Annotated in this window: 21 protein-coding genes; 5 read left to right on the top strand and 16 right to left on the bottom strand. The window is 72.2% G+C overall.

The window, feature by feature from the left end; genetic code table 11:
• Positions 1–58: 58 nt before the first annotated feature.
• Together AQI70_RS28550 and AQI70_RS28545 are read right to left on the bottom strand one after the other, a co-directional pair.
• Positions 59–520, bottom strand: a complete 462-nt coding sequence (locus tag AQI70_RS28550; protein ID WP_003998084.1) for a molybdenum cofactor biosynthesis protein MoaE — start codon at positions 518–520, stop codon at positions 59–61.
• Positions 521–760: 240 nt separating this feature from the next.
• Entirely contained in the window at positions 761–1,879 is a 1,119-nt protein-coding gene (locus AQI70_RS28545) for an SDR family oxidoreductase (protein WP_062155082.1), read from the bottom strand.
• Positions 1,880–2,071: 192 nt separating this feature from the next.
• On the opposite strand from AQI70_RS28545, the gene AQI70_RS28540 reads away from it, so the two are divergent.
• On the top strand, positions 2,072–3,514 hold the full coding sequence (locus AQI70_RS28540) for a zinc-dependent metalloprotease (protein WP_062155079.1): 1,443 nt from the start codon (positions 2,072–2,074) through the stop codon (positions 3,512–3,514).
• Positions 3,511–4,038 (top strand): NUDIX hydrolase, encoded by a 528-nt coding sequence (locus AQI70_RS28535; protein WP_062155077.1) that lies wholly within the window; start codon positions 3,511–3,513, stop codon positions 4,036–4,038. The genes AQI70_RS28540 and AQI70_RS28535 overlap by 4 nt, the downstream gene beginning before the upstream one ends.
• A 100-nt stretch (positions 4,039–4,138) precedes the next feature.
• On the opposite strand, the gene AQI70_RS28530 is transcribed toward AQI70_RS28535, so the two are convergent.
• The 4 genes from AQI70_RS28530 to AQI70_RS28515 all read right to left on the bottom strand — a co-directional run bounded on the left by AQI70_RS28530 (position 4,139) and on the right by AQI70_RS28515 (position 8,153).
• Positions 4,139–4,894 carry an AIM24 family protein gene (locus tag AQI70_RS28530; protein WP_062155075.1) on the bottom strand — a complete coding sequence of 252 codons (756 nt, stop codon included), beginning with the start codon at positions 4,892–4,894 and terminating at the stop codon, positions 4,139–4,141.
• A 17-nt stretch (positions 4,895–4,911) separates the two neighbouring features.
• The gene (locus AQI70_RS28525; protein ID WP_030974882.1) at positions 4,912–5,592 is read right to left on the bottom strand and encodes an AIM24 family protein; all 681 of its coding nucleotides are present in this window, start codon (positions 5,590–5,592) and stop codon (positions 4,912–4,914) included.
• 13 nt (positions 5,593–5,605) lie between these two features.
• Positions 5,606–7,405, bottom strand: coding sequence for a TerD family protein (locus AQI70_RS28520; RefSeq protein WP_062155073.1), 1,800 nt, complete (start codon positions 7,403–7,405; stop codon positions 5,606–5,608).
• A gap of 151 nt (positions 7,406–7,556) precedes the next feature.
• Positions 7,557–8,153, bottom strand: a complete 597-nt coding sequence (locus AQI70_RS28515) for a M48 metallopeptidase family protein (protein WP_003998091.1) — start codon at positions 8,151–8,153, stop codon at positions 7,557–7,559.
• 274 nt (positions 8,154–8,427) lie between these two features.
• Between AQI70_RS28515 and AQI70_RS28510 the strand changes: the two genes are divergently transcribed.
• Both AQI70_RS28510 and AQI70_RS28505 read left to right on the top strand, forming a co-directional pair.
• The gene (locus tag AQI70_RS28510) at positions 8,428–9,648 is read left to right on the top strand and encodes a TOMM precursor leader peptide-binding protein (RefSeq protein WP_062155502.1); all 1,221 of its coding nucleotides are present in this window, start codon (positions 8,428–8,430) and stop codon (positions 9,646–9,648) included.
• Positions 9,641–11,011 carry an ABC1 kinase family protein gene (locus tag AQI70_RS28505; RefSeq protein ID WP_062155070.1) on the top strand — a complete coding sequence of 457 codons (1,371 nt, stop codon included), beginning with the start codon at positions 9,641–9,643 and terminating at the stop codon, positions 11,009–11,011. Before AQI70_RS28510 ends, AQI70_RS28505 begins: the two co-directional genes overlap by 8 nt.
• Before the next feature lie 21 nt (positions 11,012–11,032).
• Here AQI70_RS28505 and AQI70_RS37845 read toward each other — a convergent pair whose 3' ends face one another.
• From AQI70_RS37845 to AQI70_RS28490, 5 genes are all read right to left on the bottom strand, one after another.
• Complete coding sequence (locus AQI70_RS37845; RefSeq protein WP_078504049.1) at positions 11,033–11,242, bottom strand: hypothetical protein; 210 nt, start codon at positions 11,240–11,242, stop codon at positions 11,033–11,035.
• A gap of 136 nt (positions 11,243–11,378) precedes the next feature.
• Complete coding sequence (locus AQI70_RS28500; protein ID WP_062155068.1) at positions 11,379–11,702, bottom strand: hypothetical protein; 324 nt, start codon at positions 11,700–11,702, stop codon at positions 11,379–11,381.
• Positions 11,699–12,067, bottom strand: a complete 369-nt coding sequence (locus AQI70_RS28495) for a WhiB family transcriptional regulator (RefSeq protein WP_003998096.1) — start codon at positions 12,065–12,067, stop codon at positions 11,699–11,701. Before AQI70_RS28495 ends, AQI70_RS28500 begins: the two co-directional genes overlap by 4 nt.
• Positions 12,068–12,243: 176 nt before the next feature.
• Entirely contained in the window at positions 12,244–12,570 is a 327-nt protein-coding gene (locus AQI70_RS37840; RefSeq protein WP_003998097.1) for a hypothetical protein, read from the bottom strand.
• A 165-nt stretch (positions 12,571–12,735) separates the two neighbouring features.
• Entirely contained in the window at positions 12,736–14,931 is a 2,196-nt protein-coding gene (locus tag AQI70_RS28490; RefSeq protein WP_208607462.1) for an ATP-dependent DNA helicase UvrD2, read from the bottom strand.
• A 183-nt stretch (positions 14,932–15,114) separates the two neighbouring features.
• Between AQI70_RS28490 and AQI70_RS28485 the strand changes: the two genes are divergently transcribed.
• Positions 15,115–15,357 carry a mycoredoxin gene (locus AQI70_RS28485; protein WP_037886733.1) on the top strand — a complete coding sequence of 81 codons (243 nt, stop codon included), beginning with the start codon at positions 15,115–15,117 and terminating at the stop codon, positions 15,355–15,357.
• A 90-nt stretch (positions 15,358–15,447) separates the two neighbouring features.
• On the opposite strand, the gene nudC is transcribed toward AQI70_RS28485, so the two are convergent.
• From nudC to AQI70_RS28460, 5 genes are all read right to left on the bottom strand, one after another.
• Positions 15,448–16,389, bottom strand: coding sequence for an NAD(+) diphosphatase (gene nudC, locus AQI70_RS28480; RefSeq protein ID WP_062155065.1), 942 nt, complete (start codon positions 16,387–16,389; stop codon positions 15,448–15,450).
• A 156-nt stretch (positions 16,390–16,545) separates the two neighbouring features.
• Positions 16,546–17,949 (bottom strand): dipeptidase, encoded by a 1,404-nt coding sequence (locus tag AQI70_RS28475; protein WP_062155499.1) that lies wholly within the window; start codon positions 17,947–17,949, stop codon positions 16,546–16,548.
• Positions 17,950–17,959: 10 nt separating this feature from the next.
• Positions 17,960–21,568: an ATP-dependent helicase gene (locus AQI70_RS28470; RefSeq protein WP_062155062.1), complete on the bottom strand. Its 3,609-nt coding sequence runs from the start codon at positions 21,566–21,568 to the stop codon at positions 17,960–17,962.
• A gap of 131 nt (positions 21,569–21,699) precedes the next feature.
• Entirely contained in the window at positions 21,700–25,158 is a 3,459-nt protein-coding gene (locus AQI70_RS28465; protein WP_079051518.1) for an ATP-dependent helicase, read from the bottom strand.
• Positions 25,159–25,415: 257 nt separating this feature from the next.
• Entirely contained in the window at positions 25,416–25,823 is a 408-nt protein-coding gene (locus AQI70_RS28460) for an MGMT family protein (protein WP_062155058.1), read from the bottom strand.
• Between the last annotated feature and the right edge of the window lie 69 nt (positions 25,824–25,892).

Genomic DNA, 25,892 nt, shown 5'->3' with positions numbered 1-25,892 from the left:
CTCACGCCAGGGGTGCGGTTACGCAACCGGAGTGGGGTGGACGGGTACCACGGACGGATCAGCAGGCGCCGACCCACTCCTCCGTGCCGTCGGAGAACTTCTGGTGCTTCCAGATGGGCACTTCGTGCTTGAGATCGTCGATGAGCTTGCGGCAGGCCTCGAAGGCCTCGCCGCGATGGGGACAGGAGACGGCGACGACAACCGCGAGATCCCCGATCCTGAGGTCCCCGACCCGATGGACGGCCGCGAGAGCCCGCACCGGATACTCGGCGGCGACCTTCTCCGCGATCCGCCGCATCTCGGTCTCGGCGCTGGGATGGCAGGAGTACCCGAGCTCGTCGACATCGGCACCCCCGTCGTGGTTCCGCACGGTCCCCACGAACAACGCGGTCCCACCGGCGGCGTGGTCCTCGACGGCCTGGAAGACCTCGTCGACGGAGAGGGCCGTGTCGCGGATGGCGATGAGCTTGATGGGGTCCTGAGCGCCCTGCTCACCGGGGTGATCGTTGGTAGGTGCCATAGCCCCATCGTGCCCCACGCGCGCGAGGACGGGGAATAGCGTCATCGCCCGGCACACGCGCGTGCGGGTTGGAGCCTTCTACATGCCGCCTGCATGCCGTCTGCATGCCGCCTGCATGCCGTCTGCATGCCGTCTGCATGCCGTCGAGCGTGTACATGTCGTGGAGTGCGTACATGCCGTGGCGCGAGTGCATGCGGTGCCGCGAGTACGAGCCGCCGGACAGGCCTCACCGGACCGGCCCTAGATCCGCCGCCGTGCCTTCCGGGCCCGCCGCACCACTGCCGCCGCGCCCAGCAGGGCCACCGTGGCTCCCGCGGCGCCGGCCGCCGTCGCGTCCTTGCGACCGAGCCGCCGTCCGGCGACCGTGTGCCGTCCGGAGACCTCCTCCAGCAGCTCCGCGAGCACTTCCTCATTGGTCCACTGCGGGCGCCACCCCGCGTCATGGAGCCGGCTCCCGCTCACCACCCACGGATACATCGTGTAGGCCAGGTCCCCGGCCGGAGAGGGCGTCAGTCCGATCCGGTGCAGCCGGGCCGCCGCGCCCAGCGCGACCGCCGACGGCAGTTCCATGCGCCGGATCCCGCTGAGCTCCTCGACCTCCTCCTGCTCCAGCCATCCGTCGCATCCGACGGCGAGCTCCCCCTCGACCTTCTCCAGGACGGCGTACTCCAGGGCGCTGCACAGATCCTCGACATGGCAGAACTGCCAGGCAGGCCGCGACCCGGCCACGACCAGCAGCCGAGGCGACTCGAAGTACCTGGTCAGCGCGGTGTCGGTGCCGCCCACCAGCACCGCCGGCCGGACGACGGTGACATTGAGTCCCGGGTGCGCCCGAGGCGCCCTGCGCGCGAGGCGCTCGATCTCCAGCAGGTCCCCGACGCCGGTGGCCTCCGCCGTCGCGCGCAGCTCAGCGTCCTCGGACAGCGGCAGCTCGTTGTCCGGCAGCGCCCCGTAGACCATCGCGGAGGTGCACAGCACGACCCGGTGGATCCCGGCCGCCGCCGCGGCCGTCAGCACGGTCTGCGTCCCCCGAACGTTGTACGCCGTCCGAGCGGCGGCGTCCGTCTCCAGATCCAGATCGAGCGCCAGGTGCACGACCACGTCGGCGCCCCGCAGCTTGTCCGCGATGGCCGGGTCCCGGACATCCAGGATGTGCCATTGCGCCGCCGCGCACTCCCCGCGCCGCTCGTCGATGGCGATGACCTGCTTGACCTCGTCCGACGCGACGAGCCGCTCGGTGAGCAGCGCGCCGATGCCGGACGCGGCACCGGTCACCGCGACGACGGGTCCGCGCACGCCGCGCGCGGGAGGGGTTGACTGGTTTCGCGCTGCGCGAACCTGCGGATCAGGGGAACTCACCGGGCGTCTCCAGCGGTTGTCTTCAGTACGAACGCGAGGGACGCGTCCGTACCAGGTGGCATCCATCCTGCCGCAGGCCGAGAGTCGGCGAAGCACCGAGGCCCGAACGGCTCGCGGTGTCTACGCTGGGTGGTGTTATCGGGCAGTCGCGCCGCCGGTGCCAGCCGGTGGCCTTACCAGCCGAGGAATCCCGTGAGTGACACCCCATTCGGATTCGGCCTTCCGCCGGAGGAGCCGGACGACGGCGACGAGGGCAAGAAGAAGGACCAGCAGAGCGGCGGTGGTCAGGGACCGGCCAACCCGTTCGGTTTCGGCGGGCTGCCCGGAGCCGGGGGCTTTGGCGGCCCGGGCGCCGACAATCCCTTCGCAGCCATGTTCGGTTCGCTCAACCCCAGCGACCTGGGCGCCGCGTTCCAGCAGCTGGGGCAGATGCTCTCGTACGAGGGCGGCCCGGTGAACTGGGACATGGCCAAGCAGATCGCCCGCCAGACGGTCTCCCAGGGCACCGCGGACGGCACGAAGGACGCGAGCGTGGGCCCGTCCGAGCGCACCGCCGTCCAGGAAGCCGTCCGGCTGGCCGACCTGTGGCTGGACGACGCGACGTCCCTGCCGTCCGGCGCGGCCTCCGCCGTCGCCTGGAGCCGCGCGGAGTGGGTCGAGGCGACCCTGCCCGCGTGGAAGGAGCTCGTGGACCCGGTCGCCGAGCGGGTCGGCACCGCGATGGGTGACGTCCTGCCGGAGGAGATGCAGGCCATGGCCGGCCCGCTGATCGGCATGATGCGCTCCATGGGCGGCGCCATGTTCGGCACGCAGATCGGGCAGGCCGTCGGTGTGCTCGCGGGCGAGGTCGTCGGCTCCACCGACATCGGCCTGCCGCTCGGCCCGGCCGGGAAGGCCGCGCTGCTGCCGGTGAACATCGAGACGTTCGGCAAGGACCTGGGCGTGCCGAAGGAGGAGGTGCGGCTGTATCTCGCCCTGCGCGAGGCGGCCCACCAGCGCCTGTTCGCCCATGTGCCGTGGCTGCGCTCGCACCTGTTCGGCGCGGTCGACGGCTACGCGCGCGGGATCAAGGTCGACACCGCCAAGCTGGAGGACGTGGTCGGCCAGTTCGACCCGCAGAACCCGGAGCAGTTGCAGGACGCCCTGCAGCAGGGCATGTTCCAGCCGGAGGACACGCCGGAGCAGAAGGCGGCCCTGGCCCGTCTGGAGACGGCCTTGGCGCTTGTCGAGGGCTGGGTGGACGCGGTGGTGCACGCGGCCGCGAAGCCGCGCCTGTCGTCCGCGGACGCGTTGCGCGAGACCCTGCGCCGCCGTCGCGCCTCGGGCGGTCCGGCCGAGCAGACGTTCGCCACGCTGATCGGCCTGGAGCTGCGCCCGCGCCGGCTGCGGGACGCCTCCCGTCTGTGGGCCTCGCTCACGGACGCGCGCGGTGTCGACGGCCGGGACGCCCTGTGGCACCACCCGGACATGCTGCCGACGGCGTCCGACCTCGACGACCCGGACGGCTTCGTGCACCGCGAGCAGATCGACTTCTCCGAGCTGGACAAGATGCTCGGTGAGGCGGCGAGCGGCGGCGGCTCCGCGGAGAAGCCGAACCTGAAGAAGGACGACGACAAGGGCGACGACGCCGAGTGAGCCTCTATGACGACGCGGTCCTCGTGCTCAAGGGGTACGAGGGCCAGGAGGACCTGCGCCAGGCCTACCTGCGGCATCTGGAGACGCATCCGGACGGCCTGTGGAAGGCCTGCGGGGACGGGCACATCACGGCGAGCGCCCTGGTGATCGACCCCGATCGCGGCCGGGTGCTGCTCACGCTCCACAGAAAGCTGCGGATATGGCTGCAGATGGGCGGCCACTGCGAGCCGGAGGACACCGCCCTGGAGGCCGCGGCGCTGCGCGAGGCCACGGAGGAGTCCGGCGTCGCGGGGCTGACGCTGCTGCCGGGCGGCCCGGTGCGTCTCGACCGGCACCCGATCCCGGCCCCGTGTCACTGGCACTACGACGTCCAGTACGCCGTGCTGGCCCCGCCCAACGCGGAGCACGCGATCAGCGACGAGTCGCTCGACGTGCGCTGGTTCGGCTACGACCAGGTGGCGGACGTAGCGGACGAGTCGGTCGTACGACTGCTGGAGGCCACGCGCGCGCGGCTGGCGACCTGAGGCAGGTGTAGGTCCTGAGGCCTGCCCAAGCTCTGAGTCAAGGCATGTGTAAGGGGCGACCGCCAATGGCGGTCGCCCCTTACGTCTGCTTTCCGGACGGTCAGCTCCAGACGTTGCCCTGGTTCTGGCCCCGGGCCCCCTGCTGCCCCATGCCGTACTGCGCGGCGAGGCCCGAGCCGATCTGGGCGTTCTGCGGCGGCAGCAGCTCGCTGGGCTGGACGAGCGCGTAGCCGGTGCCCATGAAGCTGAGCTCCCAGCCCTCACCGGTGTTGCCACGGCGCCGCCACACCCCGGAGGAGTGCGTCTGGGCCTGCATCTGCACGCGCAGTGCGGTGGACCAGGCGACGATCGCGTCGGCGTCACAGTTGACGTACTTGTCGGGCGTCACCTGCATCATCAGCGGCATGCCCGAGGTCATGAGGGCGACCTTGCCCCGGCCGGTGATGTTGAGCTGGTACTTCCCGGAGCCGGAGATGCCGTAGAGGCTGTCCACGGCGATCACCTCGTGGTGCAGGGAGGAGTCCATCGCCAGCACATAGCTGCTGTCGACGGTCAGCCCGTCCTGTTCCACGTCCACCAGGTGGACGTGCTGCTTGAGGTTGGCGAGGTAGACCGTGCCCTGCCCGTGACAGCGCATCAGGTCCAGGCCCTCGCCGGTGTGGGCACGCGCGCGTCCCTGCTGGTTGCTCTGGTACTCGGCGTCGAACTCGACGAGTCCCTGGTAGGCGACCATCGTGCCCTTGCGGGCGAGGATGTCGTCGTGTCCCTCCAGGGCGACGCGGAGCATCTGCTTGTTCTGCAGGCTCCAGCGCTCCTGGGTCTGCTGCTCGTTGTAGGCGAAAATCGGACTCTGCATGGCTCTCTGGCTCCCCCTCAGCCCCGGACCCGGAGGCGGTCGGTGCTGTCCTCGCTGGGCTGGACGACGACGATGCCCTGGCCGGAGAAGGCCATCTGGTAGGCCTCACCGCTGCCCCGGCCGATGAGCGACTGCGCCTTGAAGCTGCGCTTGCCCTTCACCTTGAGGTTCGGGGACCAGGCGACGAGCGCGTCCGGGTCGACGTACGTCTCGTCCTCGCCGCCGCCGCAGTCGACGACGATCGGCTTGCCCCGGGAGGTCAGCGCGACCCAGCCCTGCCCGGAGATCTTGGTGTTCCACAGGCCCTGCCCGGCGAACTTCGCCAGGCCCTTCACCCGCTCGACCCCCCACGTCAGGTGCGCGTCGAAGGCGAGCAGGTTGGTGGCGTTGACGGAGATGCCGTCGCCGTTGAGGTTGATGACGACGACGTTGGCGCCGTAGTCGGCGAGGTAGAGCAGTCCGTCGCCGGAGCACTTCATCAGGGGCGCGCCCTCGCCGGTCATCCAGTCCTTGGCGATCTGGCGCACGGCCGGCGGGTTGGGCTCGTACTGGACGAACCCTTCGTAGGCGACCATCGACCCCACGCGCGCGAGGAGGTCGTTCCCGGTCTGCATGGCGACCTTCAGCATGTGGTTGCCGTGGTTCTCCATGCGGGCCGTGACGGGTGCGGGGGCGTAGCCCGCGAGCGGCTGGTTCATGACGGGCTCTCCCTCAGATCTCGTACGGCTGGACGACGATGAAGTTGCCTGGCGCGCCCCGGAACTGGAGGTTGACGCTCTCTCCGGTGTCGCCGGGGTAGGCGTTGCGGCGCATGCGCACCTGGCTGGAGACGACCACCTGGGCGGCGGCCGACCAGGCGACGACCGCGTTGCAGTCGGCGAACGTCGTGGGCGTGACCGGGAGGACCACGGGCGTGCCGTGCGTCTTCACGACGATCGTGCCGGTGCCCGTGAACTGCATCGTGAACAGCGCGCCGCCGGGGATGCCGTGGCCCTCGATGCGGCGGACCTCGTACTGGAGGCTCTCGTCGAAGGCGAGGACGTTCTCCGCGGAGACGCAGATGCCGTCGCCCTGGAGCTCGATGGGGTGCAGCATCGTGGAGTTCTCGGCGAGGAACACCTGGCCCTGGCCGGTGCAGCGCATCAGCTGCATTTCCTGGCCGGTCGCGTTGCCCACGATCCGGCCGGCGAAGCCGGCGCCCTTGTAGCTGAAGTCGACCTTGCCCTGGTAGAGCACCATGCTGCCCTGCCGGGCCAGCACGGGATGCCCGCCGATGCCGAGGTCGACCCGGACCAGCTTCTTGTTCTGCTGCGTCCAGCGCTGTCCGGTGGGCGTCTCCTTGAACTGCTGGAGCGCCGCGGCCACACCGGGTCCCTGAGACGCGCCTTGCGGTGCGCCCTGCGGGGCTCCGTAGGGGGCCTGCTGGCCCGGGGCCTGGCCGAAGGGAGGCTGCTGGCCGTAGCCCGGGGGCGGGGTCGGCTGGCCGTAGCCGGGAGGCGGCGTCGGCTGCCCGTAACCGGGGGGCGGGGCCGGGGCCTGCGGCGCCTGGGGCTGGGCGTAGCCGGGGGGCGGCGGGGCGCTCGGAGCGGGGGCCTGGCCGTACGGGGCCTGCTGCCCGGGCTGGCCGTACGGCTGCTGCGGACCCGGCTGGCCGTAGGGCGCGGGCGCCGGAGCCGGGGGCGGCGGGGTGCTGCCGGGCGGCGTCACGGGCGCGACGATGGTCGGCTGGGCGTGCACCGAGGGCGCCGGGGCCGGAGGCGGCGGAGTCCCCTGCGGGGGCGCGAAGCCCTGGGCGGCGGGCTGGGGGACCGGGTCGGGCGCGGGAGCCGGAGCAGGTGCGGGAACCGGGGCGGGAGCAGGCGCGGGCGCCGGGGCCGCGCCTGCCGGGGCGCCGAACGCGGGCGGCGCGGCGGCCTGGGCGGGCGGAGCGAAGCCGGGACCGGCCCCGGTCTGCGGCTGCTGCGGGGCGGCGGGGGCCTCCTCCTCGGCGACCTCGCCGCCGAAGTTCCTCAGCAGCGCCTCGAGGCCGCCGTCGAAGCCCTGCCCGACGGCGGCGAACCGCCAGACGTCCTTCAGATAGAAGTCACCCAGCATCACGGCGCGTTCGGTGGAGAACTCCGAGCCGTCGAAGGCGTACCGGGCCACCTCCTCGCCACCGGCGACGATGCGGATGTATCCGGGGTTGATCTGCGACATCTGTCCGGCGCCGTCGATCGTCGCCGTGAAGGACAGTTTCTGGATCTGCGGGGGGATCTTGTCGAGTGTGACCCGGAAGGACTCCGTGTCACCGGCCTGGGCGCCGAGGAGCTGGATGGCCTCCTCGGGGGACTTCGGCTGGTTGAAGAAGACGAAGTAGCGGTCGTCCGAAAGCCGTTCGTCGGCGTCGAGACCGAAGCAGCTGATGTCGAAGGTCAGTCCCGGGGCGGAGATCTGTACTCCTACGTACAGATCCGTGCCCGCGGTGAGGTCACTGATCCTGGCCTTGTGGCCGCGTTGGAATTCCCTGGCCATGCGTAACGACCGTCCCCCATCCCGAATGTGAGTGCGTCGCGCCAGGCTAACGGCAAACTCGGACATCGGACGAAGCCGGTACAGACCCGGTACACAACCCTGGCTCACCCGTACCGGAAGCGCTGCCTCCGGGGACGGCCGAGGAAAGCGGTCACTCCTCGCGTGCGCCCGGCAGATGAGGCAACCGCTCGGCGGCGACGACCCCTTCCAGGTAGCCCTTCGCCCGCTCGGTGCGGGGATACGACTCCAGCAGGCGCCAGAAGCGGGGGCCGTGCCCGGGCACGAGTAGATGGGCCAGCTCGTGGAGGAGGACGTAGTCGACGACGTACTCGGGCATGCCCTGCAGCCGGTGCGAAAGACGGATGCTGCCCTCGGCCGGGGTGCACGAGCCCCAGCGTGTGTTCTGGTTGGTGACCCAGCGCACCGAGCTGGGCCGGGCGCGGCCGTCGAGGTACTGGGCCGACAGTCGCTCGGCACGCTCGGACAGTTCGGAGTCGCCGAGGACGCGCTTGCTCTCCTGGGCGGCCAGCTTGTCGAGCATGACGTTCACCCAGCGCTGCTCCTCGGCCTCGGACATCCGGGCGGGGATGAGCACGACGGTGCGATCGCCCTCGCGGTACGCCGAGACCGTCCGGCGGCGCCGGGCGCTCCTGCGGACCTCGATCGCGCTCGCCCCCGAGCCGCTCGACGGCGGGCTCGTCGACTTGCGCTGTGGCGTTCCGGCGCGGTGCAGTGGGTCGGCGGACACGCCCCGACGTTACCCGCTGCGCATGGGGGAAGTCCCGACTCCGGAACGGTTCGATGCCGATCCCCCACCATGCGTTTGATTTGTACGACGAATATCCACCGCCTGTGGACAACTTTCGGCACCGGGCGCCGCGTCAGGGCATGCTGGCAGTCACGGGCGGAGCCGCGACCGAGCTTCGCCGCACACGGGATGTTCCACGACGGTAACGGGGGGCCTGTTCATGGATGCGACGGTATCGACCGCATCGACGACTTCGGACGTTCCGGCGGTGGCGCTGGCTCCGCTGGTGAAGCCCGCGCTCAGGCGCAGCTGGCGCGATCTCAACACCGTGCAGTTCGGGATGACTCCGGCGCACGCGCTGACGCTGGGTCCGATGGACACGGCGACGGGCAGCTTCCTCGATCTGCTCAACGGCACCCGCGGGCTGGAGCTGCTGCGCGAAGAGGGCCGCCGGATGGGCCTGCCGGACGGCCATGTCGACGGGCTGGTGCGACGACTGGCGCGGGCAGGGCTCCTCGACGACGCGAAGGGAGGCGGCCCGGCCGCCGAAGCCCTGCGCCGCAAGAAGGAGGTCCTGGACCGGCTGCGTCCCGATCTGGCCTCCCTGTCCCTGACCACGTCCGAGCCGGGCGAGGCGACCGCCCGCCTGGCCGCCCGACGCTCACTGCGCGTGCAGGTCAGGGGCGCCGGCCGGGTGGGCGCGATGGTCGCCTCGCTGCTGTCGGGCGCGGGGGTCGGCGACGTCGACGTGCGCGACGTCGGCCGTGTCGAGCCGTGGGACGTCGCGCCGGGCGGACTGCCCGCGGAGGCGGTCGGCGAGCGCAGGGACGAGGCCGCCCGGCGGACCGCACGCCGCTTTGCACCGGACCGCCCACCGCGCCACGGCCCCCGCTCGCCCCACGGGGAGGACGGCGCGGGCCACTCCCTGGTGATCATCGCGCCACGGGACGATGTCGCGGTGCACGCACCCTCTCCCTCCGCCGCCGAACCCCTCATCGCGTCCGGTACGCCCCATCTGTACGCCGGTGTCGTGGAGGGCACCGGTGTCGTCGGCCCGCTCGTCCTGCCCGGCGAGACCAGCTGCGCCGGCTGTCTCAGCGAGGGGCGCACGGACCGGGATCCGGCCTGGCCGCGCCTGGTCGCGCAGTGGCGCTCGGGGGCGGCAAGGACGCGCGAGGTGCGGCCCTGTGACCTCGCGCTGGCCACGACGGTCGCCGGGCTGGCGGCCGCGCACGCTCTCGCCTTCCTGGACGGCCGCGTTCCGTCGAGCGCGGGTGCACGCTGGGAAGTGTCCCTACCCGGTCTGAGCTGGCACGCCCGACCGGTGTGGGCACACCCCGCATGCCCGTGCGGCGCCGCGCGGAAAGGTGAGGGAGAACACCCCTCCGAGGACGAGGAGTCGCACGCGACAATGGGGGAGCAACGGCCGTCGAAGGAGATACGTCGTAAGGCAGACGCGGAGCGGCTGGCTGGGACCTGGAGGGCGCATGTCTGATCTTCCCCGCAAGGCGGTCACCCGTACCGCCAAGCTCGCCGCGCTCCCGCTCGGCTTCGCCGGGCGGGCGACCTGGGGACTCGGTAAGCGGATCGTCGGCGAGTCCGCGGAGCTCGTCGGCCGTGAGCTGCAGCAGCGCACCGCGGAGCAGATGTTCAAGGTGCTCGGCGAGCTCAAGGGCGGCGCGATGAAGTTCGGCCAGGCCTTGTCCGTCTTCGAGTCGGCCCTGCCCGAGGAGATCGCCGGCCCCTACCGCGCGGCACTCACCAAACTGCAGGAGGCGGCTCCCCCGATGCCGACGCGCACCGTGCACACGGTGCTGGCGCGGCGGCTCGGCGAGGACTGGCACGACCTGTTCCTGGAGTTCGAGGACAAGCCCGCCGCGGCGGCCTCGATCGGCCAGGTGCACCGGGGCGTGTGGCATGACGGCCGTGAGGTGGCGGTCAAGGTGCAGTACCCGGGAGCCGGCGAGGCCCTGCTCTCCGATCTGAACCAACTGAGCCGTTTCGCCCGACTATTGGGTCCCCTGATCCCCGGCATGGACATCAAGCCGCTGATCGCGGAGCTCAAGGACCGAGTCTCCGAGGAACTGGACTACGACCTGGAGGCACAGGCCCAGCAGGCGCACGCGGAGGAGTTCGCCGACGACCCGGACGTCGTCGTCCCCGCGGTGGTCCACCAGTGCGAGCAGGTCCTGGTCACGGAGTGGATCGACGGCACCCCGCTCTCGGAGGTGATCTCCGCCGGCACCCAGGAGCAGCGCGACCGCGCCGGCCAGCTCCTGGCCCGCTTCCTCTTCTCCGGCCCGGCCCGCACCGGCCTCCTGCACGCCGACCCCCACCCGGGCAACTTCCGCCTTCTGCCGGGCGGCCCGGAGGGTGAGGACGACTGGCGGCTGGGCGTCCTGGACTTCGGCACGGTGGACCGCCTCCCGGGCGGCCTGCCGACCCCCATCGGCGACTCCCTGCGGATGACGCTGGACGGCGAGGCGGACGCGGTCTACGAACTCCTCCGCACCGAGGGCTTCGTCAAGGAATCGATCGACCTGGATCCGGACGCCGTCCTCGACTACCTCCTGCCGATCATCGAACCGGCCCAGGTCGACGAGTTCACCTTCACCCGCGGCTGGATGCGCAGCCAGGCCGCCCGCGTGGCCGACCCCCGCTCCCCTGCCTATCAACTGGGCAAGCAGCTCAATCTCCCCCCGGCGTACCTCCTCATCCACCGGGTGACTTTGAGCACAATCGGGGTGCTGTGCCAGCTGGGCGCGACGGTGCGGCTGCGCGAGGAACTGGAGGAGTGGCTGCCGGGCTTCGTGTCGGAGGAGATGCCGGACGAGGAGGAGCCGGCGGCGGAAGCGTGAGACCGGCGCGTCCCGTGCGCCCTACCACCAGGCCGAGTCCAGTCGCCCCTCGATGGCTCTGAGGTTCTCCCGGGAGCAGGTGTCGCAGAAGTAGCGGCGCATGCCGTTCTCCACGGAGCAGGTCCAGGTGGGCTGCGGGGCTTTGGCCTGGGTGCCGCAGCGGGCGCACACAAGGGGCTGGGGCTCCGCGGTGGAGCCGCCGTTGTCACTGCCTCCGGAAGGACTCGTCACTCGGCGACGATATCGCCGACCCTGTCCGATCTGCGGGCACAACGCACCGCGGGGGCCGGTCCGTTCGAACGGACCGGCCCCCGCGGGGAGCTACCGCCTCCCGGCTCGGGAGGCCACCGTCTGGCGGTGTGGTCGGTTACTGCATGACCGCCATGGCGAGCGCACGGCGGGCGCGCATCGAGGCGCGCTCCGCCCGGCGCTGCATCCGGCGAGCGGTCACCAGGCGCGCGGCCCGGCGTTCCTGCTCGGCCTGATGCTGTCGCTCGTGCATATGCGCACGTGCCAGGGCTTCTTGGATGAGTTGCATCTCTCGGTTCCTGTTCTGACGCGAGTCGTTCGCGCCACTGGTGGTGAAGTCTTCAGGCGCGGAGCCTGCGGGTTCGTGGGTGGACGGCTTCATCGGGGCCTGCTTCTGGGGGTCGTGCGTGAGGGGGCGGTCGATCGTTCCTGCGGTGTTCATGCCGTGACCGGGTTCTTGCGCGGGCGACCACGGGGCCGCTTCCGGGCGACGACGACACCCTGGACGAACAGCTCGCCACCCCAGACGCCCCAGGGCTCACGCCGCTCCTTGGCGCCGGCGAGGCAGGCCTCGATCAGCGGGCAGGTGCGGCAGAGGGACTTGGCGTACTCGACGTCCGCCGGCGACTCGGCGAAGAAGACCTCCGGGTCGTAGGAGCGGCAGGGGACGGGTACGCCGAGGTTCTCGATGGCGTCGTCGAGCGCGGTGAGCGCGGTGAGCGGGGTCAAGGTGGAGTCCTCCGTGGGGCCGGGCTTGGGGATCGTGTCTGAAGGCGGTACGGACGGGACGTGCGCTTCGAGTTGCACGGGTCGTCTTCCTCGTCTGGTCGTTCCGGCCCTGTTGGGCCGGGTGGCGGCTGGTACCGGGCTCTTTTCTTGTCCCGAGGCCCCTTCGCTCCGTCGTCCCCGTTCGAGGACAAACAGAAGGGCCGCGGATCCCGGATGGGGTTCCGCGGCCCTGAAGGCGCCGGCCTGATCGGCGATCAGGCTGGATCACTCCAGGGTTCTGGCCCACGGAAGGCCCACATCAGGTGGTGCTGCGTCGTCTGCTTCCGGAATCCGGCACCGGTCGCCGTAAGGGCATAGGCCTGCGCCTGTGCCGCTACTGCCGCTTCCAGTGCCTTGGTCGGTCGCTCATTGCGCTCACGGCCGGGAAGGCCCGCGAGGGACAGGGAGGACGCCGGACGAACGGCACGAATGCCGGACAGACCGGTGCCCTGGTCCGAGGCGCCGAGCATGCACACAGAGGCGACGACCGAGCGATCGGTCATTTTGACGTTGCTGATGGAGCTGGCGTTGATGCTGATCACTGGACTCGCCTCCTCTCGGCGTCTCGGGGGACTGGGGTGAACCAGTCCGACGGGTATGCAAGTACAACACGGAATTGGGGCCTCCGAGAAGGCCTCCGTTCCCGTGGCTAAGAACCTATGGGGATCGCTGGGGCATGCGCAAACTATTTTTTCGACGAGTTCGCATCATTCCCCGCCAACGCCCTCCCCAACCTCCTGGCCTGCGCAGATGGCCAGCACATCCGCACCGTAGCGGTCGAGTTTGCGTCTGAGGACGCCCGGGATGCGCGACAGCTCAACCGGACTGCTCGGCTCCGCCTCGGCGATGGCCATCAGCGTCCTGTCCGTGAAGATGCAGAAGTCCGGCTGCCCGCTGAGCTGTGCCTGGACCGCGCGCCACGCACGGAGTCGTTCGTAGAGGCTCTCGTCCATGTCGGAGGGGCAGTCCTCGCAGCGCATCAGCTTCATCTCACCCGCGTCGGTGAGGGTGCGCCCGCAGACACGGCAGCGGGCAGGCGTGCGCTGCGTCCGTTTCGGAGCGGCGTCCGGCCTGCTCGTGAAGCCGCGCTGGACGCCTCCGGCGCCGCCGCCGGCGGTGCGTCCGGCGGTGGCGGTCGAGCCGGGTCGAAGGCCGTCGAGGAAGCGGCTGGGGCGGCGGTTGGGCCGGCCGCCGGGTGCGCGGGTGAGCGCCCAGGAGACATGGAGGTGCTGCCGGGCGCGGGTGACGCCGACATAGAGGAGGCGGCGTTCCTCCTCGATCTGCTCGTCGGTCTTTGCGTAGGTGATCGGCATCATGCCCTCGGCGACACCGACCAGGAACACGACGTCCCACTCCAGGCCCTTGGCCGAGTGCAGGGAGGCGAGGGTGACGCCCTGGACGGTCGGGGCGTGCTGCGCGTTCGCACGCTCGTCGAGTTCGGCGACGAGGTCGGCGAGGGTGGCGCCGGGTTTGGCGGCGGCGAAGTCGTGGGCGAGGTTCACCAGGGCGGCCAGCGATTCCCAGCGCTCCCTGACGGCGCCGGAGCCGGCCGGCGGCTGTGGGGTCCAGCCCTCCCCCGACAGCACGGCACGTACCTGCGAGGGCAGGTCGACGACGTCGTCGAGGAGCGAGTCGTTGCCGCCGAAGCGGGCCGCGCCCCGCAGGGCGATGCCGGCCTTGCGCACTTCGGGGCGGTCGAAGAACCGCTCGGCGCCACGCAGCTGGTAGGGGACGCCCGCGTCGGCGAGGGCCTGCTCGTAGGTCTCGGACTGGGAGTTCGTGCGGAACAGGATGGCGATCTCGCTGGCCGGGATGCCCGAATCCATGAGTTCCCGGATGCGACGGGCGGCGCCCTCGGCCTCGGCGGGCTCGTCGGTGTACTCGGTGTAGACGGGTTCGGGGCCCGGGTCCCGCTGGGAGATCAGCTCCAGGCGATGGTCGGCGGCGCGCCCCCGGGCCTGGGCGAGCAGGCCGTTGGCGAGGTGGACGACCTGGGGCGTGGAACGGTAGTCGCGGACCAGCTTGACGACGGTGGCACCGGGGTGGCGGGTGCGGAAGTCGAGCAGATGGTCAGGAGTTGCTCCTGTGAACGAGTAGATCGTCTGGCTGGCGTCGCCGACCACGCACAGGTTGTCCCGGTCGCCGAGCCACAGCTCCAGCAGGCGCTGCTGGAGCGGGCTGACGTCCTGGTACTCGTCGACCACGAAGTGCTGGTACTGGGAGCGGACCTGGTCGGCGATGTCGCGCCGGTCCTGAAGGATGCCGACGGTGAGCAGCAGGACGTCCTCGAAGTCGATGACGGAGCGGTCCCGCTTGAGGTCCTCGTAGACGTTGTAGATCTGGGCGATCTCGGCAGGGTCGCGGGGGGCGTCACGGTCCGCCTTGGCGGCGGCGAGCGGATAGTCGGCGGGGACGGTCTGGGTGACCTTCGACCACTCGATCTCACTGGTGACGTCCCGCAGCTCGTTCCGGTCGAGGCGGATGCGGCAGGCGGCCGCCGCGTCGGCGACGAGCTGGACCTTGCGGTCGACGAGCCGGGGCATGGAGCCGCCGACCGCTTTCGGCCAGAAGTACTGGAGCTGACGCAGGGCGGCCGAGTGGAAGGTGCGGGCCTGCACCCCGGCGGCTCCGAGCTGGCGCAGCCGGCCGCGCATCTCTCCGGCGGCACGGTTGGTGAAGGTGACGGCGAGCACGCTGGAGGGCTGGAGGATGCCGGCGCGCACCCCGTAGGCGATGCGGTGGGTGATCGCCCGGGTCTTGCCGGTGCCGGCGCCCGCGAGCACGCACACCGGACCGTGCAGGGCGGTGGCCACCTCGCGCTGCTCGGGGTCGAGCCCTTCGAGCACCGCGTCGGCCGAGTCCGGTACCTGCGGGAAGAGGGTGGAGTGCGTTGCTGCTGTCACACGGCCATGCTGCCAGGTCGCCGGAGACGGCTGTGCCGGTTGTCCACAGGCAGGCACTGATAGTCGTACTAATGCGGCAGGCGTCACGTCGGCGGGCATACCCCCGGTGGGAATGGCCGCCTGATCGCGTACGTTCCCTCTCTGGACGACCTGTTCCCCAGCCACCAGAGGAGCGCGCGAGACATGCAGGGCACTGTGACGATGTACAGCACGACGTGGTGCGGTTACTGCCAGCGGCTGAAGAAGCAGCTGGAGCGCGAGGGCATCGCGTACACCGAGATCAACATCGAGCAGGACCCGGCGTCCGCCGCGTTCGTGGAGAAGGCGAATGGCGGAAACCAGACGGTGCCGACCGTGCTCTTCGCGGACGGTTCGACGCTGACGAACCCGTCTCTGGCTCAGGTGAAGCAGAAGATCGGCGTGTGATCGACACGTACGCGGAGGGTGGCCGTCCCGATCAGGGGCGGCCACCCTTCTTTCTTCTGCTCTTTCTTCTGTCCTGCTCTTCTGCGGTGCTCAGACGCTGCGCGTCGGCAGCGGCTTTCCGTACCAGAGCTCGATCAGGCGGGCCGCGATCGAGATGCCGTACGGCGGCATGACCTCGCCGGAGTCGAAGGCGGCGCGCAGTTCCTCGCGGGAGAACCAGCGGGCCTCGTGGATCTCGTCGCCGTCGACGTTGACCTCGGTGGACGTGGCACGGGCCATGAAGCCCAGCATGAGGCTGGACGGGAAGGGCCAGGGCTGGCTGGCGACGTACTCGACCTGGCCGACGGTGACCCCGGCCTCTTCGTAGACCTCGCGGCGCACCGCCTGCTCGATGGACTCGCCGGGCTCCACGAAGCCGGCGAGCGTCGAGAAGCGGCCCTCGGGCCAGTGCACCTGGCGGCCTAGGAGGATGCGGTCGTCCTCGTCGGTGACGGCCATGATCACGGCGGGGTCGGTGCGCGGGTAGTGCTCGGCGCCGCAGGCGGGGCAGCGGCGGATGTGGCCGGCTGCGGCGATCACGGTGCGTTCGCCGCAGCGGGAGCAGAAGCGGTGGGTGCGCTGCCAGTTCTCCAGGCCGACGGCGTGCACCATCAGGCCCGCGTCGCGCGGCGACAGCAGCAGGCCCGCCTCGCGCAGGCCGGCCGGGCGCGCGGACTGGTCGATGCGGCCGGGCAGGGCGTCCTTCTGGAGGGCGAAGTAGCTGACGCCGTCCTCGTCGATGCCGAGGAAGTAGCGGTGCGCCTCGGTGAGGGGGGCCTCGAAGGAGGGGGTCATGACGAGTTCGGTGCGTCCGTCCGCCGTCTCGTCGATGAGTACCTGGCCGCCGGAGACCACGAAGCAGCGGGTCGTGGGGTGGCTCCACGCCGCCGCGAGCCAGGCCTCGTCGAGCCGGTGGTGGGCGGCGCGGTCGATGCCGCTGGGGGCGGTGAGCGAGATGGGGCGGTCGGCGGTGTGGTCGGTCCAGGTGGTCACGGGTGCTTCCAACTCCCCCAGTGGAACGGTGTGCTTCGGCGGGCGGATCGGCGGGACGTACGGCGGGAGACGACCGGGTGCGGCTGGGTTCGGCCGTGCGGGGCGGTTTTCCCAGTGTGCCCCGCGCGCGATGCCGCTTCGGACGGCGCCGGGGGCTCAGGGCGCATGGCGCCAGTTCGCGGCGAGGTCGTCCCACAGGTATGCGGTGGTCTCGACACCCTTGAGGAGCAGGTCGAGCTCGACCTTCTCGTTCGGCGCGTGCCAGCCGTCGGAGGGGACGGAGATGCCCAGGAAGAGCACGGGGGCGCCCAGGACGTCCTGGAGGTCGGCGGCAGGTCCCGAGCCGCCTTCGCGGGTGAAGCGGACGGGCGCCTCGAAGGCGCGCCCCATGGCGCGGACGACGGATTGCAGCGCCGGGTGGTCCAGTGGCGTCAGGCACGGGCGCGTACCCGCCGAGAACGTGATCTCGCAGCGGATGCCCGCGGGGATCTGCTCGGCGGCCCAGGCGTGGACCACCTTCTCGATGTGGTCGAGGTCCTGCCCCGCGACCAGCCGGAACGAAAGCTTCACCACGGCGGTGGACGGGATGATCGTCTTGCTGCCCGGGCCCTGGTAGCCGCCGCCGATGCCGTTGACCTCGGCGGTGGGGCGGGCCCAGACGCGCTCCAGGGTGGTGTGGCCGGCCTCGCCGTGGGTGGCGTACGACTTGGCGGTGCGCAGCCACCGCTGCTCGTCGAAGGGCAGCTCGGCGAAGAGCTCGCGCTCGCGGTCGGTCAGTTCGACGACGCCGTCGTAGAAGCCGGGGATCGCCACGCGCGCGTGCTCGTCGTGCAGGGCGGCCACCAGGCGGGCCGCGGCGGTCGCCGGGTTGGGCACGGCGCCGCCGAAGGACCCGGAGTGGATGTCCTGGTCGGGGCCGTACAGCCGGATCTCGCACTCGGCGAGGCCGCGCATGCCGGTGCACACGGTGGGGGTGTCCTCGGACCACATGCCGGTGTCGGAGACGATCACGGCGTCGGCCGCGAGCCGCTCGGCGTGCTCCTCGACGAGCGCGCGGAAGTGCGGCGAGCCGGACTCCTCCTCGCCCTCGATCAGCAGCTTGAGGTGGACGGCGGGGGTACTGCGGCCGGTGGTGGCGAGGTGGGCACGGACGCCGAGTGTGTGGAAGAACACCTGGCCCTTGTCGTCGGCCGCCCCGCGCGCGTAGAGGCGCCCTTCTCGGACCACCGGCTCGAAGGGCTCGCTGTCCCAGCCGTCCTCACGGACGGCGGGCTGCACGTCGTGGTGGCCGTAGACGAGGACCGTGGGGGCCTCCGGGTCGTCGGAGGGCCACTCGGCGAAGACGGCGGGCGCGCCCGGGGTCTGCCAGACCTCGGCGGTCGGGAAGCCGGTCTCCTTGAGCTTGGCGGCGAGCCAGTCGGCGCTGCGCTGTACGTCGGGCGCGTGGTCGGGCTGGGCCGACACGGAGGGGATGCGCAGCCACTCGGCGAGGTCGTGGAGGAAGGCGGCGCGGTGCTGCTCGATGTACGTACGGACGGCGCTGTCCGGGGTCTGGCTCATGGTCACGAGCCTATCGGCCCGCACCGACATCCTCGGTGGGCGGTTCCTCACAGTCCGCCGCCTCGACTGGCTCCCCGGTCAGCAGCCGCTCCAGTGCGGCCCGGTCCGGCAGGTGGTCCGGGCGTACGACCTCGCCGCTGCGGACGTACAGGAACGCGGCGTTGACCGACTCCAGCGGCACACCCTGCTGCTCGGCCCAGGCGAGCCGGTACAGGGCGAGCTGGAGCGGGTCGGCGGAGCGCGAGCGGTTGGTCTTCCAGTCGACGATCTCGTACGTCACCCCGTCGCCGTCGCCGTCCTTGTAGACGGCGTCGATGCGGCCCCGTACGACGCGGCCCGCGATCGCGAGCTGGAACGGGGCCTCGACCCGGTACGGCGTGCGGTGCGCGTACTCGGTGCGCTCGAAGGCGTCCTTGAGGGCTTCCAGGTCGCGTTCGTCGGCGATCTCGGCCTCGCTTCCGGGCAGGTCCTCCGGCTCCAGCATGGGCAGGGTCAGCTCTTCGAAGCGGGCCTCGACCCAGGCGTGGAACCGGGTGCCCCGGCGGGCGGCGGGCTGCGGCGGGCGCGGCATGGGGCGCGCGAGTTCCTGCGCGAAGCCGTCCGGGTCGGCGGCCAGCCGCAGCAGCTGGGAGGCGGTCAGCGAGGCGGGCAGGGGGACGTCCGTGACACTGGCGCGGGCACGCAGCAGCTCCCCGGTGAGGGCGTCGAGGTCGCGGTCCCAGGAGGCGATGGTGCGCGCCTCCTCGGGGGTGAGGCCGGGGCGGGCCGGCTCGACGCCCGGGGAGTGTCGGGGTGCGGGGGGTTGCTCGGGGGCACGAGGGCGTGCTGGGGGCGGCCCGGGCTCCGCCGGGTGGGTGCGCGCGCCGTCCGCCGCATCGGGAGCCTCGGCCGCTTCCGGTCCCGTCGCCTGGTGCGGGACGGTCGAGCGGGCCGTGGCCCAGGAGTCCCAGTCGTCGGGGTTCTCCTCCAGGAAGGGGTCGTTCTCCTCCAGAACGGGGTCGTCCTCGGAGAGGGCTTCGCCGTTGAAGAGGGCTTCGTCGTCCGGTGGCGGAGGCCAGTCCGGGTCGTCACAAGTGTCCGGGGCGGGCGTGGCGGCGGGGTGGCCGTCCTCGTGGGAGGCGAGGTTCTCCAGGTGGGCCAGGACCGTCTCCGCGGCCGCCCGGCGCCGGGCCAGGGCGGCCTCGTCCAGGGGCAGGGGCCACACCTGGTCGGCGCTCTCCCGGTGCAGGGCCGGGTTCTCCTCGCCCTCAGCGGGCTCGTCGGCCCACGCCTCGATCTCGCCGTACCCGGCCGCGCAGTGGTCGTACAGGGCCCGCAGGAAGTCGGAGGGGCCTCGGGGCTTCTTCTGGGTGGGGCCCCACCAGTGGCCGGAGCCGAGGAGCAGGGAGCGGGGGCGGGTGAAGGTGACGTAGCCGAGGCGGAGTTCCTCGGTGTGCTGGTGCTCCTTCATGGCCTCGTGGAAGGCCTTCAGGCCGCGGGAGTCCCAGGAGGTGACGTCGGGGAGGGTGTCGGCGTCGCCGCGCAGCTCGTGCGGGAGGACCTTGCCCTGGGCGGTCCACTTCTCGCGGCCCTGGGTGCTGGGGAAGGTGCCGGTGACCAGACCGGGGACGGCGACGACGTCCCACTCCAAGCCCTTGGACTTGTGCGCGGTGAGCACCTTGACGGTGTTCTCCCCTCCGGGGAGGGCGTTGTCGAGGCCCTTCTCGTACTGGGCGGCGGTGCGCAGGAAGCCGAGGAAGGCGAGCAGGGTCGCCTCGTTGTCACCGGCCGCGAAGGAGGCGGCGACATCGAGGAAGTTGGACAGGGTCTCGCGGCGGCGGGCGGCCAGCGCGTGCGGGGACGCCGACAGCTCCACCTCCAGGCCGGTGACGGCGAGGACGCGGTGCAGGACGTCCATCAGCGGGTCGGACAGGGAGCGGCGCAGGTCGCGCAGTTCGGCGGCCAGGCGCGCGAACCGCACGCGCGCGTCCGGCGAGAAGGGCAGGCCGTCGTCGTCCCCGCCGCCGTCCAGGGGCGTCTCCAGGAACGTGTCGAGGGCGTCCGCGAGCGAGATCACCTCGGCGGGGTCGACCCCCTCGACGGCCTCGGCGAGCCGACGGTCCGGGTCGTCGTCGCCGTCCACGCGCGCGTGGGACACCAGCAGCCGGGCACGGCGCCCCAGGAGGGCGAGGTCGCGCGGGCCGATGCGCCAGCGCGGGCCGGTCAGCAGGCGGACCAGGGAGGCGTTGGCGCCGGGGTCCTGGAGGACCTCGCAGACGGCGACGAGGTCGGCGACCTCGGGCAGATGGAGCAGCCCGGACAGGCCGACCACCTCGACGGGGACGTCCCGAGCGACGAGAGCGCCCTGGATCTCGGCGAAGTCCGTGGCCGTACGGCACAGGACGGCGATCTCCCCGGGCGCCTTCCCGGTGTTCACGAGATGGGCGATGGAGTCGGCGATCCAGTCGACCTCCTCGGCATGGGTGGGCAGCAGCGCGCAGCGGACCGTGCCGTCGCGCTCCGCGCCGGGGGCCGGGCGGAGGGCCTCCACGCCCGCGTGCATGGCGCGCAGGGGCTCGGCGAGGCCGTTGGCGAGGTCGAGGAGGCGGCCGCCGCTGCGGCGGTTCTCGCTGAGCGCCTGACGGGTGGCCAGGCGGCCGTCGGCGTGGGCGAAGTGCTCGGGGAAGTCGTCGAGGTTGGCGACGGAGGCGCCGCGCCAGCCGTAGATCGCCTGGCAGGGGTCGCCGACGGCGGTCACCGGGTGCCCGGTGCCGCTCCCGAACAGGCCCGCCAGGAGGACGCGTTGGGCGACGGAGGTGTCCTGGTACTCGTCCAGGAGGACCACGCGGAACTCGTCGCGCAGGATGCGGCCCACCTCCGGGATCTGCGCGAGCTGTGCCGACAGGGCGATCTGGTCGCCGAAGTCGAGCAGGTCGCGCTCCCGCTTGGCGGCCCGGTAGCGGACCACGAGGTCGGCGAGTTCGCGGCGGGCCGCGGCCGCCTCGGGGACCTTGCGCAGATCGGCGTTGGTGAGCTTGGCGCCCTGAAGGGTGAGCAGCAGCTGGGCGTCGTACGCGCGCAGGGCCTCGGGCCGCACGAGGTGCTCGGCTAGCTCGGAGTCGAGAGCGAGGAGGTCGCTGACCAGGTCCGCGAAGGAGCGGGTGAGGGCCGGGTACGGGCCCGGGGCCTCACGCAGCACGCGCGCGGCGAGCTGGTAGCGGGTGGCGTCGGCGAGCAGGCGGGAGGTCGGTTCGAGGCCGATGCGCAGGCCGTGGTCGGTCAGCAGACGGCCCGCGAAGGCGTGGTACGTCGAGATCACCGGCTCGCCCGGAGGGTTGTCCGGGTCGATGACGTCGGGGTCGGTGACGCCAGCCTTGACGAGGGCTTTGCGGACCCGCTCGGCGAGCTCACCGGCGGCCTTGTTGGTGAAGGTGAGGCCGAGGACCTGCTCCGGGGCGACCTGGCCGGTGCCGACCAGCCACACCACGCGTGCCGCCATCACCGTCGTCTTGCCGGATCCGGCTCCGGCCACGATCACCTGCGGAGCGGGCGGCGCGGTGATGCAGGCCGTCTGCTCCGGGGTGAACGGGATGCCGAGGAGCTCCTTGAGCTGCTCGGGATCAGTGATACGGGCGGGCACCTCAGAGAGGCTAGCGGCGGGCACTGACAGCGGATGCCGGATCGCCTGACGGGGAGGAAGAAGCGCAGGTCAGCACGTGTGGTGCGATCCGTCACTCCGGTTGCTCGACCGCGTTGCCCGACTTGCTCGGCCTACTCGACCACGTGCCGCCCCTCGGACCGCGCGCTGCACGACGCCCGGAACGCGCAGTGGGTGCAGTGCTGGCCCGCGGTGGGCGTGAACCGTTCGTCGAGGACCTTGCCCGCAGCCGTGGCGAGCAGGTCGCCGACCCACTCCCCCTCGGCTCCCTCCAGGGGCGCCTGCCCCTGCACCTTGGGCAGCGTCTCGCCGCCGTCCCGCTTGGCGGCGCCCTGGCGCAGCTGGACGAGTTCGGCGCCGCCCGGCTCGGGGCGTACGCCGTGGAAGGCCTCGTCGACGGCGCCCTCGCGGACGGCGAGCTGGTAGACGGCGAGCTGCGGGTGGCGGGCCACCTCGGCGGCGCTGGGCGCCTGCTTGCCGGTCTTGAAGTCGACGACGTAGGCGCGGCCGTCGCCGTCGGCCTCGACGCGGTCCATCTGGCCCCGGATGCGCACCTCGAACTCTCCGGCCGCCAGGGTCACGTCGAAGTCGTGCTCGCTGGCGACCGGCGTACGGCCCGCGCGGTCCATCACGTGCCACTGCAGGAAGCGTTCGAGCGCCACGCGCGCGTGGTCCTTCTCCTGCGCCGACTTCCACGGGGCGTCGAAGGCGAGCGCGTTCCACACGGAGTCGAGGCGTTCCATGAGGACGGCGAGGTCGGCCGGGGTGTGTCCGGAGGCGACCTCGTCGGCGAGGACGTGGACCACGTTGCCGAAGCCCTGGGCGGCGGTCGCGGGCGCGTCGGCCTTCACCTCGCGGCCCAGGAACCACTGCAGGGCGCAGGTGTTGGCGAGCTGGTCGAGGGCGCTTCCGGAGAGCACGACGGGCTGGTCCCGGTCGCGCAGCGGCACCTTGGACTCGGTCGGCTCGAACATGCCCCACCAGCGGTAGGGGTGCGCGGACGGGACCAGTGGGCGGCCGTCCTCGTCTGTGAGCGCGGCGAGCCGGGCCAGCCGACGGGCTGCGGCCTCCCTCAGGGCGTCCGACGCGCGCGGGTCGACCGTCGTGGCCCGCAGTTCGGCGACGAGCGCGGCGACGGACAGCGGGCGGCGCGGGCGGCCCGTCACATCCCTCGGCTCGACGCCGAGCTCGGTCAGGAAGCGGGAGGGCTGGTCGCCGTCGTCCGCCGGAGCCTTCACCGCCGTGACGACAAGGCGTTCACGCGCGCGCGTGGCGGCGACGTAGAACAGGCGGCGCTCCTCCGCCAGCAGCGCCCCCGGGGTGAGCGGTTCGGCGAGTCCGTCGCGGCCGATGCGGTCGGCCTCCAGGAGGGAGCCGCGGCGGCGCAGGTCCGGCCACAGGCCTTCCTGGACGCCCGCGACGACGACCAGGCGCCACTCCAGGCCCTTGGAGCGGTGCGCGGTCATCAGGCGCACGGCGTCGGGGCGTACGGCACGCCGTGTGAGGGTGTCGGCGGCGATGTCCTCGGCCTCGATCTCCGCCAGGAAGTTCAGGGCGCCCCGGCCGCCGGTGCGCTCCTCCGCGCGGGCCGCGGTGGCGAAGAGGGCGCATACGGCGTCCAGGTCGCGGTCGGCGTTGCGTCCGGCCGCGCCGCCGCGGCGGGCGGTCCGCTCCAGGCGGGCGGGCCACGGCGTGCCCTCCCACAGGCCCCACAGCGCCTCCTCGGCCGTACCGCCGCCCGCGAGACGCTCACGGGCCTTGCGCAGCAGCGCGCCGAGGCGCTGGGCGCCTCGCGCGTACGTGGGGTCGTGCACCGCCAGCCGCTCCGGTTCGGCCAGCGCCCGCGCGAGCAGTTCGTCGGAGGGCGGCGGCAAGGGGTTGCCCGCGGCCCGCTCCTCGTCGCGCAGGGCACGCCCCAGGCGGCGCAGGTCGGCTGTGTCCATGCCGGCGAGGGGGGAGGTGAGCAGGGTCAGGGCCGTCTCGGTGTCGAGCCAGCAGGTGTCCGGGTCCGGCTCATCGGGGACGGCTTCAGATCCCGCCGCCTCCGCCTCCTCGGAGGGGACGACCTCCTGCGCCTCCTCCTCTGAGGGAACCTCCCGCGCCGCCGCCTCCGCCTCCCCGGAGGGGGCCTCCCGCGCCGCCGCCTCCGCCTCCCCGGACGGAGCCTCCCGCGCCGCCGCCTCCGCGTTGGCCACCGCCCGCAACGCGGTCAGCAGGGGCGCGACGGCGGGCTCGTGCCGCAGGGGCAGGTCGTCGCCGTCGATGTCCAGGGGCACCCCGGCGGCCGTGAGCGCCCGGCGCACCGTCGGGATCATGCGCGCCCCCGCACGCACCAGGACGGCCATCTCGCCCCAGGGCACGCCGTCCTCCAGGTGCGCCCTGCGCAGGATGTCGGCGATGTTGTCCAGCTCCGTGCCGGGCGTGGGGTACGTGAAGACCTCGACCCGGCCGCCCTCACGGACCGGGGCGAGCTCCCGGTGGGCGCGTACCTTCTCCGCCGGGAGCCGGGTGAGCGGCATGCGCTGGGTCAGCAGCCGCGTCGCGGCCAGCAGGGCGGCACCGGAGCGGCGGGAGGTGCGCAGGACCTCGACGGGCGCTGGGCGGCCGTCCGCGCGCGGGAAGGCCTGGGGGAACTCCAGGATGCCGTTCACGTCGGCGCCCCGGAAGGCGTAGATCGACTGGTCGGGGTCGCCGAAGGCGACGAGGGTACGGCCGCCGCCGGCGAGGGCGCGCAGCAGCCGTACCTGGGCCGGATCGGTGTCCTGGTACTCGTCGACGTACACGGCGTCGTACTGCGCGGCGAGCCGCTCGGCGGTCTCGGGGCGGCGGGCGAGGAGCACCGCGCGGTGGACCAGTTCGGCGTAGTCGAGCACGCCCTGCAGGTCGAGCACGTCGAGGTACTCGGCGAGGAAGGCGGCCGCGGCGCGCCAGTCGGGGCGGCCGAGGCGGCGGGCGAAGGCGTCCAGGGCGTGCGGTCCGAGGCCCAGTTCGCGGCTGCGGGCGAGGACCGCGCGGACCTCGTCGGCGAAGCCGCGGGTGGTCAGGCAGGCGCGCAGCTCGTCCGGCCAGCGCACATGGGCGAGCCCGAGCCGCTCCAGGTCCGGCTGGCCCGCGAGCAGCTCCCGTACGGTGACGTCCTGCTCGGGGCCGGACAGCAGCCGCAGCGGCTCCACGAACAGGTCGCTGTCCTGGTGGGCGCGGACCAGGGCATAGCAGAACGAGTGGAACGTGGTGGCCTGGGGCGCGCGTGCCGCCCCTATGCGCAGCGCCATGCGGTCGCGCAGTTCCACGGCGGCCTTGCGGCTGAACGTCAGCACCAGGATGCGCTCGGGGTCGCCGCCGCGGGCGATGCGCGCCGCCACCGACTCGACGAGCGTGGTGGTCTTCCCGGTGCCCGGACCTGCGAGAACGAGCAGTGGGCCGGCCGCGTGGTCAACCACCGCGCGTTGTGCGGCGTCCAGATGAGGGGGAGCCACCCGGACCGGCGGGGTACGCACCAGCCGGTAAGCGCCACGGGTCCCCTGTCGCACCTGGGGGTGCGACAGGCGCCTGGTGGAGGAAGAGGAGCTCACGTGGTTCGCCGGTCCTGGTGGGTGTGCTGTTGGGTCGCCCCTCGCGCGTGGAGGGCGGTGGCCGCGGGGTGAGGGGGACACGTGCAGCCGACGCTACGCCGAGGAGCGGTCCGGAAGCAGGGCTTCCGATTCATCCCTCGGGGCACACCAGGCACGTGCGTCCCTCGACTCACGAACGTACGTCATGCCACGGATGTGCCCTGTTTCCGCCTTACGGATCAAAGGTCACACAGGGGGGCCTTCGATGGCGGAAGCTGTCAGGTGTGACCCTGTGCGCGTTCGCCGCCGTCCCACCGCGCGCGCCTCATGTCGAGGCGCGGCAGGTGACCCTCGGCCGCCCTGCTCGCCTCCTTCAGGGGCGTGCCCTCGGCGCGGTAGTGCTCCAGGGCTCTCAGCTCGTGGCCCGGCAGCAGGACCCCGTCCGCGCGGACCACACGCCACCACGGAACGGCTCCCCCGTAGAGGGCCATTACCCGACCGACCTGGCGGGGACCGCCCTCCTGGAGCCACTCAGCGACGTCCCCGTACGTCATGACACGCCCGGGCGGGATCAGTTCGGTGACCTCCAGAACCCGCTCGGCGTACTCCGGCAGCGCATCCGCGTACTCCGGATGGGCGTCGCCGTACTCCGGGCGGGCGTCGTACGGAAGGCTCTCCTCGCTCATCCGCCCCATCCTGCCCCACCCCACCGACAATGTGACGCGCTCGCCACTGTGCGTATCCCTCGCCCCGGG

This window comes from Streptomyces curacoi (genome assembly GCF_001513975.1).
Taxonomy (GTDB): Bacteria; Actinomycetota; Actinomycetes; order Streptomycetales; family Streptomycetaceae; genus Streptomyces; species Streptomyces curacoi.
Note: the sequence above shows the minus strand (reverse complement) of the source record. Positions and strands in the feature narration are given on the sequence as shown.